The 20,336-nt window shown below is 62.3% G+C and carries 15 protein-coding genes; 4 read left to right on the top strand and 11 right to left on the bottom strand.

Features of this window, described 5'->3' with window-relative positions:
- The first annotated feature begins 85 nt into the window (after positions 1-85).
- Positions 86-1,165, top strand: a complete 1,080-nt coding sequence (locus tag PO883_RS00180; RefSeq protein WP_289307972.1) for an ABC transporter substrate-binding protein — start codon at positions 86-88, stop codon at positions 1,163-1,165.
- Here PO883_RS00180 and cphA read toward each other — a convergent pair.
- From cphA to PO883_RS00160, 4 genes are read right to left on the bottom strand one after another with little or no spacing between them, the layout of a single operon-like run.
- Positions 1,133-3,742: a cyanophycin synthetase gene (gene cphA / locus PO883_RS00175; protein ID WP_289307971.1), complete on the bottom strand. Its 2,610-nt coding sequence runs from the start codon at positions 3,740-3,742 to the stop codon at positions 1,133-1,135. The genes PO883_RS00180 and cphA overlap by 33 nt on opposite strands.
- Positions 3,743-3,747: 5 nt before the next feature.
- Entirely contained in the window at positions 3,748-4,605 is an 858-nt protein-coding gene (locus tag PO883_RS00170; protein WP_289307970.1) for a cyanophycinase, read from the bottom strand.
- Positions 4,602-5,612 carry a class I SAM-dependent methyltransferase gene (locus tag PO883_RS00165; RefSeq protein ID WP_289307969.1) on the bottom strand — a complete coding sequence of 337 codons (1,011 nt, stop codon included), beginning with the start codon at positions 5,610-5,612 and terminating at the stop codon, positions 4,602-4,604. The genes PO883_RS00170 and PO883_RS00165 overlap by 4 nt, the downstream gene beginning before the upstream one ends.
- Positions 5,613-5,634: 22 nt before the next feature.
- Complete coding sequence (locus tag PO883_RS00160; protein ID WP_289307968.1) at positions 5,635-7,104, bottom strand: iron-containing redox enzyme family protein; 1,470 nt, start codon at positions 7,102-7,104, stop codon at positions 5,635-5,637.
- A 275-nt stretch (positions 7,105-7,379) separates the two neighbouring features.
- On the opposite strand from PO883_RS00160, the gene PO883_RS00155 reads away from it, so the two are divergent.
- Positions 7,380-7,946, top strand: coding sequence for a hypothetical protein (locus PO883_RS00155; RefSeq protein WP_289307967.1), 567 nt, complete (start codon positions 7,380-7,382; stop codon positions 7,944-7,946).
- A gap of 490 nt (positions 7,947-8,436) precedes the next feature.
- Here PO883_RS00155 and PO883_RS00150 read toward each other — a convergent pair whose 3' ends face one another.
- Positions 8,437-9,075 carry a TetR/AcrR family transcriptional regulator gene (locus tag PO883_RS00150; RefSeq protein ID WP_289307966.1) on the bottom strand — a complete coding sequence of 213 codons (639 nt, stop codon included), beginning with the start codon at positions 9,073-9,075 and terminating at the stop codon, positions 8,437-8,439.
- Positions 9,076-9,167: 92 nt separating this feature from the next.
- Between PO883_RS00150 and PO883_RS00145 the strand changes: the two genes are divergently transcribed.
- Positions 9,168-10,355: an arabinose transporter gene (locus PO883_RS00145; protein WP_289307965.1), complete on the top strand. Its 1,188-nt coding sequence runs from the start codon at positions 9,168-9,170 to the stop codon at positions 10,353-10,355.
- Positions 10,356-10,386: 31 nt separating this feature from the next.
- Positions 10,387-11,031 carry a 3,4-dihydroxy-2-butanone-4-phosphate synthase gene (gene ribB, locus PO883_RS00140; protein WP_289307964.1) on the top strand — a complete coding sequence of 215 codons (645 nt, stop codon included), beginning with the start codon at positions 10,387-10,389 and terminating at the stop codon, positions 11,029-11,031.
- Between the two features lie 170 nt (positions 11,032-11,201).
- Here the strand turns inward: ribB and PO883_RS00135 are convergent, their stop codons facing one another.
- From PO883_RS00135 to PO883_RS00110, 6 genes are all read right to left on the bottom strand, one after another.
- Positions 11,202-11,525, bottom strand: a complete 324-nt coding sequence (locus PO883_RS00135) for a hypothetical protein (protein ID WP_289307963.1) — start codon at positions 11,523-11,525, stop codon at positions 11,202-11,204.
- Positions 11,526-11,733: 208 nt separating this feature from the next.
- Positions 11,734-12,138 (bottom strand): hypothetical protein, encoded by a 405-nt coding sequence (locus PO883_RS00130; protein WP_289307962.1) that lies wholly within the window; start codon positions 12,136-12,138, stop codon positions 11,734-11,736.
- A gap of 94 nt (positions 12,139-12,232) precedes the next feature.
- Positions 12,233-12,637: a hypothetical protein gene (locus PO883_RS00125; protein WP_289307961.1), complete on the bottom strand. Its 405-nt coding sequence runs from the start codon at positions 12,635-12,637 to the stop codon at positions 12,233-12,235.
- Positions 12,638-13,310: 673 nt separating this feature from the next.
- Positions 13,311-13,793 (bottom strand): hypothetical protein, encoded by a 483-nt coding sequence (locus PO883_RS00120; protein WP_289307960.1) that lies wholly within the window; start codon positions 13,791-13,793, stop codon positions 13,311-13,313.
- A 14-nt stretch (positions 13,794-13,807) separates the two neighbouring features.
- Positions 13,808-18,847 (bottom strand): RHS repeat-associated core domain-containing protein, encoded by a 5,040-nt coding sequence (locus tag PO883_RS00115; protein ID WP_289307959.1) that lies wholly within the window; start codon positions 18,845-18,847, stop codon positions 13,808-13,810.
- 6 nt (positions 18,848-18,853) lie between these two features.
- The gene (locus PO883_RS00110) at positions 18,854-20,335 is read right to left on the bottom strand and encodes a DUF2169 domain-containing protein (RefSeq protein WP_289307958.1); all 1,482 of its coding nucleotides are present in this window, start codon (positions 20,333-20,335) and stop codon (positions 18,854-18,856) included.
- Position 20,336 lies beyond the last annotated feature (1 nt).

Genomic DNA, 20,336 nt, shown 5'->3' with positions numbered 1-20,336 from the left:
CCCTGTCATACCTGTTGCGTACCATCGCGGTTTTCACCCCCGAGAGTCGACCGTGAAGTCCTGTATCCGTGCCCTGTGGCTGGCAATGAGCGTCTGTTTAACCCTGCTGGCGACCAACGCCGGCGCCGCCGAGCAGATCGTGATCGGCCACGCCATCGATTTGTCCGGTCCGAATGGCAGTATCGGCCGCGATTACGTGGCCGGCATCACCACCTATTTCGACAGCATCAACGTCAAGGGCGGCATCAACGGCAGGAAGATCGTCTACACCGTGCGCGACGACCGCGGCGTGGCGGCCGAATCGGCCAGGCTGGCCGCTACCCTGATCCAGCAGGACCGCGCCCACTACCTGCTCGGCGCCATCGGCCCCGAGTCGACCCAGGCGATCCTGGCCGCGCCGGCCTTTGCCGACTCGCGCCACGTGCTGTTTGCACCGCTGACCGACGCTTTCGCCGCGCCGCGCGGGCGCGTGATCTTCTGGCGTCCGAGCATGGAGCGCGAGTGCCAGTTCATCCTCGGCTACTTCGACAAGCTGGGACTTAAAAAAATCGGCATCGTCCTCCAGGACACGCCGCAAAACCAGAAAACCTACCAGATGGTGGCCGAGGAAGTGCGCAAGCGCGGCATGACCCTGGCCGGCACCGTGCGCGTGTCGGCCAATATCGAGGCCGACGCCAGGCAGTTGAGTGCCTCGGGTGCGAAGGTGGTACTGATGATCGCCGATACCATCGGTGCCTCGCAGTTCCTCAAGGCTTTCCGCAAGCATGATGCGAGCACCTTTGTCGCCGGCACCTCGCTGATCAACCTGGCCACGCTGAGCGAAATCGCCGGCGTCCGCGCCACCGAGTGGACCGTGTTTTCGCAGGTGGTGCCCAATCCGGGCAGTAGCGCATCGAGGCTTCAGTCCGAGCACATCGACATGATGAAAAAATTCCGCGACGAGCCGGTATCGGCCATCACGCTCGAAGGCTTCGCCGTCGCCAAGACGCTGGTGAAGGTGATCCAGATGGAGGCGGCCGGGCGCGGCGGCCTGCAGACGATGGCTGCCAGCCATACCCCGTTCGACATCGGCGGCATGACGCTCCAGTCGTCCGACCGCAAGAGCACCATGTCCGAATTCGTCGACATCGCCTTATTCAAGCGGGACGGTCGCCTCATGTACTGATGGCGCCCAGGCCGGCGCAGCCGCTGGCGAATCGACGTAGCGCGCCGTTTCGCGCAGTGCGGTGGCGCTTGATCCGCACGCGAATACCAGCACATCGCCCGGCTGGCAGCGCTCCATCGCCGCCGTGAAGGCATCGCTGACCGGCGCGATGGCGTGCAGCAGGTGTTCTTGTTTCCCGGCGCGGCGCGCGCCATCGAGAATGGTGCGCGCCGTCTCGCCGCTGGCGCGTCCGCGCGGATCGGCTTCGTACACGAACAGTTCGTCGAATCCTTCGGCGCAGGTGTGGCCGATGTCGAGCAGGTCGGCGTCGCGCCGGTCGCCGGGGCAGGTGAGTACGGCGATGCGGCGTCCGCCAGAGAGCGACTGCGCCATCGACGCCATGGCCGCGTAGGCCGCCGGGTTGTGTGCGTAATCGACCACGATGGTCACGCCGCGCGCGCTGTAGACGTTCGAGCGCAGCGGATTGCTGTCGCGGTCGGAGACGAAGGTGGACAGCGCCGCGACGGTCTGCGCAGGGGTGAAGCCGGCCCCCATCAGGGCGGCGGCCGCCGCCAGCGCATTGGCGACGTTGTAGCGCGCGTGGCCGTGCAGGCTGGCCGGCATGCGCTCGGCGCGCAGCAGTTCCAGCCTGCGCGAGCCGTCTTCCAGGATCAGCGCATGGTCCTGGAAGTACGCGGCGCGTCCGCCGTTGCCGAGGTGGCGCAGCCGGACCGGGTTGTCCGGGTCCATGGAAAAGAAGATGCGTTCCACATCGGCCGATACCTGGGCGCTCATCGCCACGCACAGGTGGTCGTCGGCATTGAGCACCACTGCACGCGCGGCGCTATTGGCCACCACCGCCTTGACTGCCGCCAGTTCGGCCACCGTCTCGACGCCGTCGAGCCCCAGATGGTCGGCCGAGACGTTGAGCACCACCGCCACCGCGCAGCGGTCGAAGGCCAGGCCGCGCTTCAAGATGCCGCCGCGCGCCGTTTCCAGCACGGCGATATCGACGCCCGGGGTGGCGAGCAGGGTGCGCGCCGAATGGTAGCCGGCGCAGTCGCCGTCGATGATCCGGTGGCCGTCGATGAAGACGCCCTCGGTGGTGGTCACCCCGGTGCGCAGGCCGGCCAGCCGCGCGGCGTGCGCGATCATCAGCGAGGTCGTGGTCTTGCCATTGGTGCCGGTGACGGCGATGACGGGAATGCGGCCGTCACTGTCGCCGAACATCGCCTCCACGATCGCGTCGCCGGCGTTGCGCGCCCGGCCGTGGCTCGGGTATTCGTGCATGCGGATGCCGGGGGCGGCGTTCACTTCGATCACGGCGCCGCGCTGCTCGCGCAGGCACAGCGAAATGTCAGCGCAGATCACGTCGATGCCCGCCACGTCCAGTCCGATGAGTTGGGCGGCGCGGATGCACATCTCGCGGGTGGACGGGTGCACCTTGCCGGTGACGTCTTCGGCGGTGCCGCCGGTGGACAGGTTGGCGTTGCCGCGCAATTGCACCTCGACGCCGGCCGGCACCACCGAATCGGCTGTGAAGCCCTGTTTCGCCAGCAGTGCCAGCGCCAGTTCGTCGAGGCGCAGACGGGTGAGGATGTTGGCATGGCCCTCGCCGCGCGCCGGATTGCGGTTTTCAAGATCGACCAGTTCGCGCACGGTCGAGGCGCCGTCGCCGGTGACCGAAGGAGGTCGGCGCAGCGAGGCGGCGGCGAGCTTGCCGCCGGTGACCAGCAGCCGGTAGTCGCGCCCTTCGATGCAGCGTTCGACGATGACGCGGCGGCCGTACTGGCGCGCGAAATCGAAGGCGGTGCGCACCGTGGCGGCATCGGCGCATTCGGTGCTGACGCCCTTGCCCTGGTTGGCGTCGAGCGGTTTGACGGTGACGGGAAAGCGCAGGCGCGTTGCCAGCGCCAGCGCGTCATCGGCCGTGGTGGCCACGCCACCCTTGGGCACCGGAATACCGCCCTGGTCGAGCAGGGACTTGGTCAGCTGCTTGTCGCTGGCGATGCCGACCGCGATGGTGGAGGTGTCGCCCGTGACGGTGGCCTGGAGACGCTTCTGGCGGCTGCCCCAGCCAAGCTGGAACAGATTGGCTTCGTCGGTCAGGCGTAGTGCCGGAATGCCGCGCGCGAGCGCCGCGTTGACCACGGCGGCCGTGCTGGTGCCGATGGCGCCGCGTTCGGCCACTTCCCGCAGCGCTGCCAGGCGTTCGCTCCAGTCGTGCGCTTCGCCGCGCGCCATTGCCCGCACCATGTCGAGCGCCAGGGCCATCGCCTCGACGGCGACCTGCTCGCGCTGGTAAGCGACTACGATGCGCCACTGGGTCGCATCGACTTTGCTGGTCAAGCCAAGGCTGACCGGCGTACCGGCCATGTTCTGCAGTTCCAGCGCCACCTGTTCGACCGCGTGCGCCAGGCTTGCGTAGCCGCGCCGGGTGGCCATGCCGGGCAATTGTGCATGCAGTGCATCGGCAAGATGGGGAATGTCAGTGGGGACGATGCCCGCCAGTTCGCCGGCATCGACGATGGTTTGCAGGCAGGCCAGCCGGGACCAGCGATTGGGGCCGCGCAGGATGCGCTGTTCGATGATGTTCATGTTGTTTACGCGATGTTGGTAACGATGTTCAAAAAGTCGCTGAAGGCGGCTGGTGTGGCGCTGTCGCCCGCCGCGCCGTAGCGGGAACCGGATGGCAGCAGGTGGAGGCGCACATCCACCATTTCGGGCACCGCGCGGTTGCGGATGTCGGCCACGTTCGAGACCATGTGGCGGCCATCGACGACGGTGACGGCGCCGGCGCCCAGGATCTCGATGCTGCCGCCGGCCTCGATCAGCAGCGCCGTGTCTTCATCGATGCCCACGCCGAGCAGATACGGGTTGTGCGCGACCACGGTCAGCAGGCGCGCCAGCCGGTGGCGCTGCGAGAAGTGCTGGTCGATCACCACGCGCGGCAAGAAGCCGAGGCCGGCGCCCAGGCTGACCGCGCCTTTTTCCGGATGCAGGTCGGCTTTGCCGTCGGCCAGCATGTGGGCCGACATGGCAGACGCCCCTGCGCTGGTGCCGGCGATGCAGGCGCCGCGCGCGAGGGCCGCGTGCAGCGCTTCGTCAAGCCGGGTTCCGCCGGTCAGGGCCAGCAAGCGTTTCTGGTCGCCGCCGGTCAGGAAGATGCCGTCCGCCTGGGCCACCTCGGCGGCCATGGCGGCGTCGTTGGCCTCAAGGCGGCTGGCGACGTGCACCGGCTTGCGGCTGCCGACGTTCATGCCGCCGAACGCGGCGTCGTAGATGGCCCACATTTTGGCGGGCATGCGGCTCGCCGCCGTCAGCACCACGATGCGCTTGTCCGGCCCGCCGCACAGGGCGACGAAGCGCTCCAGGATCTGCATGTCGTGTTCGCGGTCTTCGCCGCCGCCGATGATCAGCAGGCTGGCGCGACGCGTGCCGGCTTGGGCCGGCCCGCTCATGCGCCGCCGTCGGGACGGGTGGCGCACAGCCACACCGCCGCGATCCGGTCGGCGTACGCGTACGGCGCTTCGTCGAGTTCTTCGCCAAACAGGTCGGGGTCGATTTCGTCGTAGGTCCAGTGAAAACCGGCGGCGCGCAGGCGCGGTTCGGCCGCCTGGCGGAAGGGATCGGCATTGGCCACGATGGCCGCGCCGGTGTACAGCATCAGCGTGCCGCCGGGCGCGAGGCGCTTTATGGCCTCGTCGACGATGGCCACCGACAGCCCGGCGCCCAGGTCGCCGCCGCCGTGGCGGTAGGCGCGCTGTTCGCGGTCGATCAGGTAGGGCGGGTTGGCGACGATCAGGTCGAACTGGCCGTCGACGCTGGCCAGCAGGTTGCTCTCGACGGGGGTGAGGTTGTCGACGCCGGCGATGCGCGCATTGATGTCGGTGAGCACCAGCGCGGCCGGGTTGATGTCGGCTGCGAATACGCTGGCGCCCGGATGGGCCAGGGCGATCGTGATGGCGCCGGGTCCCGCGCCGCAGCCGATGTCCGCCGCGCGCTTGACCGGGGCGCTGCGCGCCGCCAGCGAGGCACGCATGGCGCGCACGAAGCGGTAGGTATCGGGGCCGAAGAACACGGCGTCGGCGGCATTGGTCGGGTAGGCCGAATGCAGGTACAGCTGGCCGTCGAGGGTGGAGGCGCGCAGCACGCTGCGCAGCATGCCGTTGTCGTGGTTGAGCACGTCGGCTTCGTGCATCAGGTCCATCAGGGTGGCGTTGACCACGGCCGGCTTGAAGGCGCGGCTCCAGCCGAAAATGCCGCACAGGTCATGCGCCCAGCCGTTGGCAAGACGCGCGTTGACGCGGCTGTGCGTGAGCGGGGTGACGGTGGTAAAGGCGTAGCCGTGCTGCTTCAGGCCGCAGCCCAGCGCGTGCAGCGCGGCCCTGCGCCGCTCGCTGGCGATGGCGATCGGCGGCGCCTGGTCGAGCCGGTGGCCGTCGATGGAGATAATGGAGGCGCTCATGCGGTTCCTGTGGGTGTGTTGGTCAGCCGAGCAGGCGCACGAACATGCGCGTTCCCATCAGGCCGGTGGCGGTGTGGTGTCTGGACGGCGCCATGTGCGCTACCAGCAGTTTCATGGCGGCGCTGGTCGATGGCGCCAATGCGACGGCTTGTTCGAGACGGCGCAGCTGGTCGTTTTCGGCCTCGTGCTCGCCGGCCTGGCCGGCGTACGGATAGCGGATCAGGGCGCGCGCGCCATGGGCTTTCGGCGGCGCACTGCGGGCCGGCGCCAGTGCGCGCTGGCGCGCGCGGAACGATGCCACGCGCGGCGCGGCGCTGGCGCCGTCGGCGGCGTGCGCGGGGAAGGCGATCCAGTCGGCCAGCACCTGCTGCTCGTAGCTTGAAAAGACCCCGAACATCTCGGCATGGTCGCCTTGCAGCAGGCCCCAGAAGCGGCTTTCCCCGGGCGCGGCGCCGCGTTTTATCCAACCGGTGCTTTCGAAGGCGCGCAGCAGGCCGGCAATCTGTTCCGGGTTGGCCAGCCAGGCGTTGATGGTCTTGCCGGCCACGCGGCAGTAGTCGCTGTGCATATTCTGTCCGGTCACGGCCTTGGCCGCGAGGATGCGCACCAGTTCTTCTTCGAGGTCGAAGGAGGCGATCACCGAGTTGCTGTTTTCGCCCAGCTCATTGAGCTTGTAGCCTTCGCGCACGCGGCGATAGAACGCGGCCGGCTCGGCGGCGCGCGCCATGAGCCGTTGCAGCGCGTCGACCGCGTCGCGCGCGTGCCCGGTCGAGCCATTGTCGACCGTGATGTGCAGGGTGAAGTAGTAGGGGTCGATTCCCAGCTCGTTCAATTCGTAGGCGGTGATGAGCAGGTGCAGCGGCAGTTGTTCGTAGCCGAGGTTATAGCCGATCATCTCGGGCAGGAAGCTCTCGCCCGCGTGGGCCAGCGCCAGTTGCAGCGCGCCCTGGGTGAAGTGGGCGCCATCGAGGTCGTTCCATTCGGCGCAGCCGTGGTTGTCGAGCAGGCGCTGGTACAGCACCACGTGGTTCTTGTCGGGCAGGCCGTCGCCCAGTTCCTCGACGTAGGTCTTGACCAGCGGCCGGAACTCGTTTTCCTGCCAGCGTTGCAGGGCGCCATACAGCCAGGCGCCGTCCACCAGCTTGGTCGGCGCCACGCAGCGCAGGAAGTACAGCGCGTGCGCCTTGCTGGTGAAGAAGCGGCGCGCGGCGCCATCGCGGCGGCCGGCCAGGTATTGCTGGTACTGCGCGCCGATGGCGGCGCTGCGCGGCGCGATCCAGGCGTCCAGCCCGGCCGGGGAGTCGGGCAGGTCGCAGGGCTGCGAGGCGGCGCGGGCCAGCTGGCCGACCAGGTAGGCCTGGGCGTCGGCGCTGGCGCTGGCAGGTAATTCGGCCTGGGAGAGGGTGTCGTACAGCGCACGGCAACTGGTCGTGGCCGGCGCGCAGGGGCGCGCGGCGATGACGGGTGGCGCGGCGAACGCAGTGTTTTGCATCGTGGACATGGGCGCGGGTACGGTGGTTTTCAGAGAGGCCTCATTATCGCCGCCGCCTTGCGCGCCTCGTATCGGTGGCCGAGCTGTGCTTGTGTAAGACAACGATTACGCGGCTGTCCCGATCATGGCGCACCCTGCGGCGCATTGGGCGCTTTGCCTTGCACCGATGGTATGTGCAACACTTTGACAAATGGTTATGTTTGCGATTCGTCAAGATGCGGAAATGGGCGTATGCTTGGTATTCAGGCCACTTGCGGCCACCTACCGGGAACTGCATGACACTCTCCGATATTATTGCCACTGAGCAACTTGAGCGCCGCCCGCGCGGGGTGGCGCGCAGGGAAACACGCGCTGAGCCGCGTGCGGTGCCGCAGGATGGCGCAAGCCTGCGCGACGTCTTGCGCGCGCGTTGCGAGGAGGCGCTGCTGCGCTGTTCGGCACAGTCGGCCGGCATCAGCATTTTCGACAATGACGACCTGGACGAGCTGACCTGGGCCGCCACCGTGGGCGTGCTGGGGCCGTTTGAAGGCCGGCGCTTTCCCCGCTCCGACAGCCCATGCGGGCTGTGCTTTTCGTACCGCAAAACCCAGTTGCTGCTCCAGCCGGACCGGCACTTCGCGTGGATGGCGCAAACCGGCGTTCCCGTTAACGAAGCGTTGGTGGCACCCCTGATCGGCCAGTTCGGCGCGTTTTACGGGACCATCTGGGTGATGAGCCATGACGACCTGGATATCCATTTCAGCCTCGACGATGCCGACACCCTGGCGGACCTGAGCCGTGGACTGGCGACGACGATCCGGCTCAACGATAGCGGCCGCGCGGCGGGCGCGGGCAAGTCCTGAACGGTTTGTTCCGCTGATTCCGGGACCGGGATGTACTGGCGCGGCCCGGATGTGCCGGTCGGCGAACGCGATGCCTGGCTGAAAACGGGCACGGCCGACATCGACATGCTGCCCTCGATCGTTACGCATGAACTGATGCATTTCCAGCAGCAGCTCGATCCGCACACCCTGCTCGGTCATGCCATCAAGGAAGGTTCCTGCGATTTCCTCGCCTCGCTGTTGGCGAAAGGCAATTTCAACGCCCATCTCTATCGCTATGGCTACGCGCATGAAGGGCAGCTGAAAAAAGAATTCCTGGCGGCGATGGATGGCGCCGATGTCACGCGCTGGCTGTACAGCGGCGCGCCGGATGGCGAACGCCCGGCCGACCTGGGCTACTTCATGGGCTTGCGGATTACGAAGCCTGTTACCAGCAGGCCAAAGACAAGCGCCAGGCGATTGTCGATATTCTCAACATCAAGGATTTCAAGCGCTTCCTGGCCGCCAGCGGCTACGCCAGCGCACCTTGACGGGCGGCGCCGGCGCGCAGGAAGCCTTCGAGCGCGTCGACGATGCTGCGCTCGATGTCGGCAGCGGCAAAGCGCGCCGGCGCGTCCATCACGGCGGCGTGCACCAGCGACTCCATCATGCGCAGCAACATCCAGGTGGCCAGGTCGGGGTCGGGCTGGCCGATCTCGTCCTTATGCCTTTCCAGCAGGCCCAGGATGCGCTGGAAGGAATTGTTGTCCGCCGGACTGTCCTGGGTCGGCGCATCGAAAAAGGGAAACTCCTTTTCCAGCACCTTGTGCAGTTCCGGTTCGACCTGGTGCGCCACCAGCCAGGCATGGACCATGGCCGCCAGCTGTTCGCGCAGGGTGCGCGGCGCTTCGCCATCGAGGATTGCGTCGATGGCGGCGTACATCTGGGCGCCATGGCGCTCGTGCAGCGCCGTGATCAGCGCATCCTTGTTCGGAAAATACTGGTAGACCGATCCCACGCTCACCCCGGCGCGCGCGGCCACCGCGTTGGTGTTCATGCCGGCGTAGCCGCGTTCTTCGAGAATGCGAGCCGTGGCCTGCAAAATCTGCTCGACCATGTGCTGGGAACGCGCCTGGCGCGGCGCTTTGCGGGGCGTGGGAAGAGGGCGCATGGAGGTCCTTGGAATGCGAGTTTTCAATATGAGCAATTGCTCGTATTCTCTCATATCGCGAGCATTTACTCGTTTTTATATGAGGCACCTCCATGCAATCCCCTTCGAATGCGGCGGCCAGCGCGCCGCGCAGCCTGTTTTTTGAATTACTACCAATTACGCTGACGGTGTTCGTCGGCTTCCTGACCCTGGGGCTGGCGCTGCCGGTGTTGCCGCTGCATTTGCAGTCGGCTTTGTCGATGAGCCCGCTGGTGATCGGGACCGTCATCGCCAGCCAGTTTGTCGCCGCGCTCCTGACGCGCGCCTGGGCCGGCAGCATGGTCGACACGCGCGGCGCCAAGCGCGCCGTGGTGATCGGCCTGGGCCTGGGCGCCTGTTCCGGCCTGGCATATCTCGCGTCGCTGGGCGCGCCGGCAGGCTATGGCGCGCTGGCGATCCTGATCGGCGCGCGGCTGCTGCTTGGCTGCGCCGAAAGCCTGGTGGTGACCGGGGCGCTGGGCTGGGGCGTGGGCCTGGCCGGGCCGCAGAATGCGGGCAAGGTCATGGCCTGGGTCGGCATCGCCATGTATGGCGCGTATGCCGCCGGCGCGCCGCTGGGCGTGTTCGTGTACGGCCGTTTTGGCTTTGGCGGCATTGCGCTGGCCAGTGTGATCATTCCCTTGCTGGCGCTGGCCATTGTGGCGCGCGTGCCGGCGCTGGCGCCGTCGCACAAGGTGCGGGTGCCGTTCTATAAAGTGCTGCGCGCGGTGTGGCTGCCCGGCCTGGGACTGGCGCTGTCGAGCATGGGCTTTTGCGCGATCACGGCGTTTGTGGCGCTGCTGTTCTCGGCCAAGGGATGGGGCGATGCCGCGCTGGCGTTTACCTCCTTCGGCGCCGCCTTTATCGGTGCGCGGCTGCTGTTCGGACACCTGCCCGATCAGCTTGGCGGCGCCAGGGTGGCGCTGGTGTGCGTGCTGATCGAAGCGGCCGGCCAGCTGCTGATGTGGAGTGCGCCGACTGCCTTGCTGGCCTGCGTTGGCGCCGCCATCACCGGGTTTGGCTATTCGCTCGCGTTTCCCGGCTTTGGCGTGGAAGCGGTGCGCCGCGCCCCGCCCGACAGCCGCGCCTCCGCCATGGGGGCATACGTTGCCTTCCTCGATATCTCGCTGGCCGTCAGCGGGCCGCTGGCGGGGCTGGTCGCCATGCGCTGGGACGTCGGCAGCGTGTACCTGGCCGGCGCGCTGGCGGTGGCGTCATCGGCCTGCGTGGCGCTGCGCCTGCTGGCCACGCGTCCTGCCTGATGATCTTTTTACTTTAACGGAGTCATATTTTATGTTGGACCATACTGCTACCTTTCCTGCCAGCGCCCTGGGCAACCGCATCCATGCAGCGCTTGAGGCCATGCGTACTGGCGTGCCGGTGATCCTGATGGATGATCACGACCGCGAAAACGAGGCTGATTTGATCGTGGCGGCCGAGCGGCTGACGGTGGAAACGATGGCGCTGATGATCCGCGAATGCAGCGGCATCGTGTGTCTGTGCCTGCCGCCGGAAACGGTGGGAGCGCTGGCGCTGACACCCATGAGCGCGCGCAACGGCAGCCGGCATGGGACCGCGTTCACCGTGTCGATCGAGGCGAGGGAAGGGGTGACGACGGGAGTGTCGGCGGCGGACCGGGTGGCCACCATCCGCGCGGCGATCGGGCCGGATGCGCAGCCGGGCGACGTGGTCAGCCCGGGCCACGTGTTTCCGCTGGCGGCGAGGGCCGGCGGCGTGCTGGCGCGGCGCGGCCATACCGAGGGATCGGTCGACCTGGCGGTGTTGGCGGGCTTGCGCCCGGCCGCCGTGCTGTGCGAACTGATGAATGCCGACGGGAGCATGATGCGCGGGGCGCAGATCGAACGCTTCGCGGCGGACCGGGATTTGCCGGTGCTGTCGGTGGCCGATATTGTGGCGTGGCGCAGCGGGGAGGAGTAAGTTGTCAGCCGTCCGGCATGGGCCGGCGTTCGCGCGAGGAGGAGGCGGGTGCATGCGGGCGGCCTCCGCTTGCGCGCCGTTAACTTGACCGGTTGGGGCGTTTTATCGGCGGCTGCGGCGAACTGCTTGGTGACCGGGTTTTTGGAGGGCACCGTGGCGTGCATCCATTCTTAAGCCTTCCCCGGGTTGGGTTCACTTACGGTTGAGGACGGATCGGCGAGCCGGTGTTCGTACATTCGATTAAGTTCACTGATGCCTGATTCATCATCAAGGTCGGCTTCAATAGCCTCTCTCAGGGAATTCTTTACTTTTGCTATTTTATTTCCAATGTCATTTTTAATAAAAAAGTCCAGCAAGGATGCGGCAATTTCTTGTTGCGTTGCATGCGTTACGGCAAGCGTTGTTCCAAGTCTGAATAATTTTACGTCCAGCCAATTCAGCTCGGTAAGCGCTTCAAACAGTACGTGTTTTTCTATTTTTATACCATTTTCCATTGAGTTTTCCTGCTTCTGATTGCCCGTATCTTATAGCAAGCGTTTCACTCTCGCTCGCTCAGCCTCAGCAGGATTAGCCCTGCGGGTCGAGGTGTAGTGCAGGGCGCCTGCGCGTTGGTCGGCGCGGCGCTCTTTCAGGCGTTCGCCGCTGGTCCGTGTGGGGGGCAGAGGCTTTACGTGCTCAACGAATTTGTCCAACGAAAACAAATTATTTTTCGTTTAACGGCAATTGCAATAATTCACCTTTGCAGACGGGGCATGCTTTCGGTTGATGACTTCTTGTCCAAATTTCGCAGTGATGACATATCTGCCCATATAATTCAGGCTTCGTTGCATTGTCTGCAGCAGCCTCAGGCTCGAGTTTTTTGAACGCAAGCGCTCTTGATTTATCGAGTAAAAAATATGCGTGCAGATTTTTGTAGCCACAGCAGGTAGCATGCCAGATTAATCCATCTATAAACTTATCTTTGCGACTCAAGCTTTGTTCCCAGTCATCATCGGATTTGTTGATAAGCATATTTTTACCAAAAAATTCTGTCTTGAAATCTCGCCAGTCATCCCAAGATTTTATTGTGTTAAAACCATTCCAAAATTCCTCTTCGTTAATTTCCATAATTTTGGTTTTTCAACCATCTACTTATCGGATATGTATGTGGAACTCGTGGGATCTGATTTCCTTCGATCGCTTCAATGGTTGCACGTTCGCATCATTTATCATTTAACGGCAAATTCAGTAATTCATGTTCGCAAATTGGACACGTAGTTATAGAAATTTCTTTGGTGCAGATGCCGCAATATAGACACCAGCGCTCATAGCGCTCTGGATGGGCAGCATTTTCAGCCGCAGCTTCCGGGTCAAGTCTGGCGAAAATTTCATGGCGCAACTTCCAATGCAAAAACTTGATATCTTCATTAATCAAATCACATTTGGGTACTGGTTTCCAAAGAATTCCGTTTAAAATAAACGGCTTGCGTCGATACTCGCGATCAATTTCATCCAAATCTTTTGAAGGTACGTCTCGCAAAATTTCAAAATGGCGTTTCTCAAATTCATACCACGAATCGTCATCTTGTATTTTTGAGAATTCATTAAGCAGCAACGTTTTATTCATATCATTTACCTTGGAGTTGGAGGATTTGCTGTTCCCTGTGATCCAAGGCCATTATTTCTAAATCTGCTCGACAAATTTCTGCGCTTATCTTCTCAATTTTCCGAGTAATTCGATGTGTAAATTCCATATATTGGGTCGTCCGGACCAGAAATTTCCGGGTGGCCTGTGCACACATCCATGACGCTGCCTCAAGCCAAATCCGGTGAGACGCAGAAGAAAAAATCAATCCTGTCTCTTTTTGATAGGTTAAGCCCAAACCAGTTCTCAGCACCTCGCCTTTCGATTTCGACGCTGGGACTGCTGTATGATTTTTATTTCAAATTCTTTATTATTCATTTTTTAATTTCATAAATAATTTATGCCCACGTGCCCGTCAGCTGCTTGATATTTCCACGCACAATGATCAAAAGTTGTTGGCATTCCGTTTTCATCAAGCGCCTTTGCTTCGCCAACGTGCCAATGAGCGCAAGCATGATCGCTGTCGGGTTGGTGATGCGATATAATCATGATTCTTCTTCTTCCCTCATCCCCCTAATTTCATAAGCATATTGTTCCATTCCCGGCGGCACGGGTAGGCGGCTTGAACATGATCCGGCTGGTATTCGCTGAGCAATAGGTGTAGAACTGTCGACACCGGTCGTTGGTGCGGGTTGTCGTCATTAAATATTGCGTATCAGCCAAAACTTCCATTTTGTGATTTGTTCGCGACGTCACTCAATAATTCCATATAGTGATCGATTGACGACACGCTTCCCGGTGCAATTTCTTCTATTCTCGATATAAAATCGATTGCACCACGTGCCATCTCAGAAAGATAGTCGTTTTTTTTAATTTTTACTTTGACGAGTTCTCGATCTTTGCTAAATACATGGAGAAGGAGCCAATTATCATTAAGGTGTTTTACACTAAATGTAATTGGTTGATCAGGAAGTCCTGTTTGAAAATCCTTGCCTTCTAAAATATCAGGTAGTCCATTGGCAATATAAGGCCAAAACCAATTGACGTCATCCCAGAGCGACTCATCAAGAATAATTTTCCCGTTGAGAGTGAGGATTATTGCGCCCTCTACATATTCCGGATCCTCAATTGCTCCTTTCCATTCCTCGATTGGAATAAACGTATTTCCTTTTTTTAAAACAGTTCTTGCAGTTAACATATCGATATGTAGTGTCAGTAAAATTGTCCGATTCGGCCTGCTTTTAACCCTACAGTCCGTCCATTAGATCCGTTTATTTGAAACATGCCTATGGAAGCGTTTGACTGGCGTAATCTCTCAGAATTTTCCTTAAGTACTGATTCTATTTGATCTTCAATTCCTTTAATTGATTCCTCTTCGCATAAGAAAGTCTGGTGTGATTTTACCGATCCATCCCAGTATTCCGGATGATGCCGCTTCAGTATGTGGGTCATGCCAGTTTTATCTAATCTAAAAGTATTGTTTCCAAACTGAAATTGTCTTCCGCGATAATTTTTTAACGCATTTACCACGCTTGAGTGAGGACAAGTTTTTGACGGTGTCCCGTTGGTCGGGTCAGCCGGACTTTGCTTTTTCTTAGAGTTTTTTGCCAATCCGAGCGGATCAACCCAACCAGTGGGATTAGGTGCATATTGATGTAGATTATTTCCTCCATCAAGCCCGATCGGGTCTTGCGTTACATATCGGGCGCAGTCTGGATCGTAAAAACGATACCGATTGTAATATAGTCCCGACTCAGCGTCTTGGTACTGCCCCTGGAAGCGCAGCGGCTGCTCCACCTTGTTCGCGTTGTAGCGCAGAATCCGGCCCCATGCCTTGTAGCGCACCGACCAGACGCTTGCGCCATGCTCGTCCAGCAGCTCCTGCGGCGTGCCGAGGTGGTCGCACTGGTAGTAACCAATGCGGTCGTCGGCCGCGGCAGTGCCGGCCTGTTTTTGTCGATGCGTCCAATCGTCCCGATGGCCTTGCGCCTTGTGAGCTTCCTGTTGCTGTAGATCCGGCGGCGGATTGTTTCTCGCGTCGGGCAGCTCCCATTCGTTAATGTGGCACAGATGCGTGCCGGGCGGCGCGTAGCTTTCGATGCCTTCGCCAGACTCGATGCGCGCCAGCGGCACGAAGCTGTCCGGCTCGTACAGGTAGGTGACGGTCTTGTCGGCGTGGATTTCCTGTGCCAGGACGTCACCGTCCCAGACGAAGAGAGTTGTTTTGACGGCGACAGCTCGCTCGGCGCCGTCCGCTTCCCGCCGTTCCTCGCTGACTTCCTTGGCGATGCGGCGCCCGAAGGCGTCATAGGTGTAGTGCGCCACCTGTCGACCCAGGTCGTTAGTGCGGGTTGCCGTGATCAGGCGGTTCTCGCTGTCGTAGGACAGCGCCAGCGCTTGCGCGCCGCCGTCGCCGGCAGGCGAGCGCTTGCCGATCACGTTGCCCCGGGCATCGTAAGCGTAGACATGGCCCGCGTATTGGCGCAGCAGGTTGTGCGTCACCTTGGCCAGTCTTGGGGCACCATGCCGGGCTTGTTCGCCGAACTGCGCCTCTTCTTTGCGCAGCTCCTCCGTCTCGTGCGGCGTCCCGCTGTTCTTGCTTGAGGGCGGGTCCAGCAGATTCCCGGCCGGGTCGAACGCGAAGGTTTCGCTCGCCTCGTGTTCGCGCAGCACCGACAGCAGTTGGCCCAGCGGGTCATAGGCGTAGCGCAGGTCGCCTCCGCGTTCGTCGGCGATGCCGGTCAGGTTACCGGTGGCGTCGTATTCGTAGCGGCGCTCGCGCAGGCGCTCGTTCCCTCGTGTCAGTGCGAAGGCACTCAGGCGCGACTGCGGATCGTAGGCGCGGCTTTCAGTGAGGCGCTCGCGGCCGGTGCCGACCTGACGCGACGTCTCGCGGTGCAGATGGTCGCGTTCCAGGTCAACCAGCGCCGTGCCCTGCCACAGTGTGCCGTGCCAATGGCCAGAGCCGTAGCGTTGGGTGTCGACCGTGCGCCCGTTCGGCAGCGTGCTTTGAATGCGGTTGCCGAGCATGTCGTAGGCGTGGGTCAGCGTGAACGCGGCCGTGCGCTGGCGCGGCTCACCTGGCAGCGGCAATTGTCCCAGCGCGTAGGCGACGCGCTCGTCGACCAGCTGGCCGGCAGCGTCGTAGCCAAAGCGCTGTTCGGCGCGCTGGGAGGCGACAGCGGTCAGCCGCCCGAGCGCATCGTAGGCGTAGCGCACGTCGCCATCGGGCATGTTCCTGGCCACCAGCTGGCCCATCGAATCGCGCAGGTAGTCGGTGCGCACGCCGTCGCAGGTGCTGGACACCAACAGGCCCGCGCCGTCGTAGCTGAACTGCGTGGTCTTGCTGTCAAATCCCGTTTCGGTGAGCAGCCGGCTTTCCTCGTCGTAAGTGAAGCGATAAGAGTCGTCGTTGCCGTTGACTAGCTCGACAAGGCGCAACGCCTCATCGTGGCGGTAGCGCATGGTCTGGCCCTTGGCGTCGATGCGCTCGACAGGAAGGCCGTGGCCGTTGTAGCGGTAGCTTGTCACCTGCCCCTTGGCATCTGTGTGCCTGGTCAGGTTGTTGTCGCCATCGTAATCGAATGTTTCCGTGGTTTTATCCGGATGGGTGACGCCAACCATGCGGCCGAGCCCATCGTAGCTGTAGCGGCTGGCGTTGCCGACCGCGTCCACGCTGTTGACCAAGCGGTTTTGACCGTCATACTGATACAGGCTCGTATAGCCGGAGCAGTCGGTGTACGACGCCAGACGGCCGGCCCCATCGTAGGACAGGCGCTTGGCGCCGCCGCGTGCGTCGGTGAGTACCGCCAGCCGGCCTTGCCCGTCGTAGCTGTACGCGGTTATGCGGCCCAGTTCGTCGGTGCTGTTGACGATACGCCCTGCGTCGTCGTAGCCGCTACGCGTGCGGTGGCCAAGGGCGTCCGTGACCGAAACGGGCCGGTTGAATGCGTCGTAATCGATGCGGGTGACGTTGCCGAGTGCATTGGTGACGCTGGTCAGGTTGCCTGCTGCATCGTAGGTATAGCGGGTGGCGTTGTGCGCACCGTCGGTGTCGGACAGCAGCATGCCGTCCTTGTCCCACTCGCGTCGCCCGAGGGAGCGCGCGATGCCATCCGGCCCGACCCGGCGCACGTCGGTAGCCAGCCACTGCGCATTGAAGGTGTATTCCAGTACGCCGCCGTCGGCTTCGGTAAGGCGCGTCGTGTCGTGGTCAATATACGCAAACGCATTCGCGCCGCTACCGTCGGCCCCAGCCACCCGGAACACGCGTGCACGATAGCTATTGTCCTGGGTCACCGGATGACGCCGGGCCAGCTGCGCATCGTCGAGCCCATTTCCCGACCAGCGCTCGCGCAGCAATTCCAGGCTGCCCCATTCAAGATGATGGGCGAAACCGCTGTAGTTGGTACATGAAAGCAGCAGGCAGTGTTGATATGAATAGGTACGCGATGACCCGGCGACGTTCGTTTGCGTGACCAGGTACCAGCGTTGCGGCAGTGCGTCGAATGGGGCCGGCTCGCCTTCAATGTCATCGGGTTTCGCTGCCGCCTCATAGCGATAGCTCACATGGCATATCCTGGTGCCATCGTCGAGTACCTGTTCAATGCGGCCGATACGGGCAGGCGCATCAAGTTCGGATGGCGTTCTGGCATCGGGGATATGGTGCTCACGCAGCGCTTCCAGCGCAAGGCCCTCATGGGTGCGTACACGCAATAGGACGTCGCCGGGCGCCGCGTCCTCATGCCGTTCGACAGTCCAGCCGCTGCCGTCAAGCTTGGTGCGGCACTCGACAGCGTAACGCTGCACCTGCGCCGGGGAGCGTGGTGCCAGCATGGCGTTGACGCCGTCGTAGCCGTGCGGCAGGACTGCGTCCGCCACGCGCCGGAATGTGTCGACGCTGCCGTCGCGCCAAATCAGCGAGTAGTGGCTGTCGCTGTGGCAGCGCAGAACGAAACCTTCGCTTCGGTTGTCGTGTTCCTGGCCGACTCCGACGACCGGCAGGCGCAGCGCGCGGCCGGTTTCCTCGTGGTACACCACGCCTTTCGCGCACACGGACAGCGACGCCGTGAACGGTGTTGCCCAGCGGGCGCCCAGCATGCCCCAGTCTTCCGATTCCGAGCCTGATCGATAGGTGCGCCCCCATTCCAGCGGGGTTGGCCCGGCAAGCACAAAATCGCTTTGATAGAGCACTTCTTCGCCGGTGCCAATATGCACAGGTTTTCTGGTGCTTGTTTTCTTGCCTCCAGGTGCGGCATTTTTGGGACAGCAATCGGACGGCTTGTCCCCCTTTTGTTCCTTGGGCTTGACTGTCTTGCCTCCGTCCCGGCCATCGTGATCCTTACCACCTTTGTCCGCAGCCGGAGCCTTGTCGGGAGGCTTGGCGGGAGAAGCCGGGGTATTGCCGGGGATGGCTTTTTTTGAAGCGAGCCGTTTGACGAAATTGAATGCGCTGCCCGCTTTTTTTATGACGACATTTTCAATAAAATCCTCGCCAACTTTCATGGCGACGCCTACCATATCGGGTGTCTTTCCCGTACTAAGCATTGTCGCAACGGCATCTGCCCCGGTGGCCGTGGCGTCGGTCACCGCGCCGACCCCCGACACCGCACTACCCACGGTGGCTCCTGCGGCGGCGCCGCCTTCCATCGCCAGCCCAACCGGGGCGCCAACACCCGTGGCCGTGACCACCAGCCCCGCACCGGCCACCACGCCGCTTCCGACGATGATGTCTCCACCAACGTTCATTGCCTTGCCTGCACCCTCGTGGAGGGGGCCGGATATGTTTTCCAGATAGTGTTTCGCCGCGTCTTGGACCGGTTCGGGCACATCGACGCCGAACACTGTTATGCGCGGGCGCGCTGGCTTGACGCCACGTTCCATGACCCTGCCGACCGTGTTGCGGTCATTCATCCAGACGAAACGGCCTTCCTGTATGGTTTGCGTACCATTTGCCCCTTTGGTGGAACTGGTCTGGAAGGACTCGACGCGCTTTGTGAATGTTCCACTCTTCCATCCGCCAAGTTTGCCGGGCTCATCGCCAGTCACGCTCGGAATAAAGCTGCGACCGTGAAGGAACATCGGCTCGCTGTGCGTTTTTACGTTCGGCGAGACGGCCTGTGCCTGTACGAATTCGCCTTTGATGGTGTACGGAATCAGAACAACCGCGTTCCCCACAGGCGTCTTGCAGATATCCGGATACACGCTGACGCAATAGAAACGCTGCGATTTGGTAATGGTTTCGTGGGCCATGAAGATTTAGAGTGGGGTAGGTGCGGAATGCAGTGGCGAAGCTACGGGGGTCGCGCCGGAAGATGGAGCGTTCCATTCGTCGATACGGCGCAATTGCTCGGCGCTGTCGCAGTGCATGAGACGCACCTCCGGAAGCTCGCCGTCGGCCAGCATGCACAGACGCCATGTCAAGTGAACCTGGCCGGCTTCGAGATCAATGGTGACGGTATCGATTGCCAGCGGCATGACCGCAACGGCGCCTGCGGTATCCGCCCCCAGTGCGAAAAGCGACTGGGCAGGAAGTGCGAAACGCAAGACGGTGTTGCCGTCTGTATCCTTGCGCGCCAATAGGGAATCCGATGCGCACAAGTTAAGCAGCGTAAAAATTTCCTCGCCCTTCAAGTGGGGGCATTGTTGATCCGCCGGAGCACAGTTCCAATAGCGAAAATCGAAATCCTTTGGCAGCCTCGGTATAGCATCCGCCTGCCATTGCGCTTTTACCTCGAACGTTCCAATCCAATTCCGACGCGGGAGCCAAGCCCGGCCCACCGCGCCCAGACCTGCTGGATGCAGCTCAGCCTTGCCTTTTGCCGCGCTCCAGAACTGCGCTGCGGAGAACGGGCGCGCGGGATACGCGACCTGCGGTGCCGGCGCACCTGCATTTCCAGTAGCGCGCAGAAACCACGGCCGGGCGAAACCGAGTCCCACCGGATTCCACTGGCAGGCATCGAGCGCCGCAGGTGCTCCGCCGGGCGGATACGCTGCGGCTTGGGAATGCGCCAGTCGAAACTTCAGGGGCACCCGTTTGGCATCCGGACTGCTCGTATTGATACGGCATTCTCCACCCTGCGCGAGTTCATAGCGTAGCGGGACGGACAGCGTGGGGGAGGGGCGCGTCAGCCGCCATGGACTGGGGTTTGCCAGCCCAAGCGTGGCGAGCCGGATGCCCCACTGGGCAAGCCGCACTGGCGCGAAGCGCTTGCGCAGCGTACGCGGCCCTGTCACCGCGAGAGTCTTGTCGAGCAGGACTTGTCCTGGCACGACCGTATTGCGGGCCAAGCGCACTTCGTTTTCCCATTCTTCAATCATTGCCGGCGACGGCCCCTGCATGGGATTGAGGCCCAATGGCCTTTCTGGCAGCGTTGCCCGGGTGTCCGGACGTTTCACGTGCAAGCCGACAGAAAAGCGGCGTGCCGCGCGACCGCCAGGCGCATGCGCATCGCAGATAACAATCACATCGCATAGTGGTTTGTACGGTGCTAAATCGCTTTCCTCGCGGACGCTATGCGCGGTATCGTCGTCGTAGTGGCGGTCCGCCGTGTTCAGCTGAGCCGGTTCTTCGAGCGCGGTCATTGTCGCGACGCCGTCCGCGCCAGCGGGACCCAGGGTGTAAGCAGTCCTTGCCACGATCACGTGAAAAGCGACATCGTTCTGGTCGACGGTATCGAAATGCAGCGCATCGAATGCAGTGCGATTATCGAAGATCAGTGATGGAATGGCGGGCGGCATG

The sequence above is a fragment of the Massilia sp. DJPM01 genome, from assembly GCF_030348125.1.
Taxonomy (GTDB): domain Bacteria; phylum Pseudomonadota; class Gammaproteobacteria; order Burkholderiales; family Burkholderiaceae_D; genus Telluria_A; species Telluria_A frigida.
This window is presented reverse-complemented; position numbering and strand designations above follow the sequence as displayed.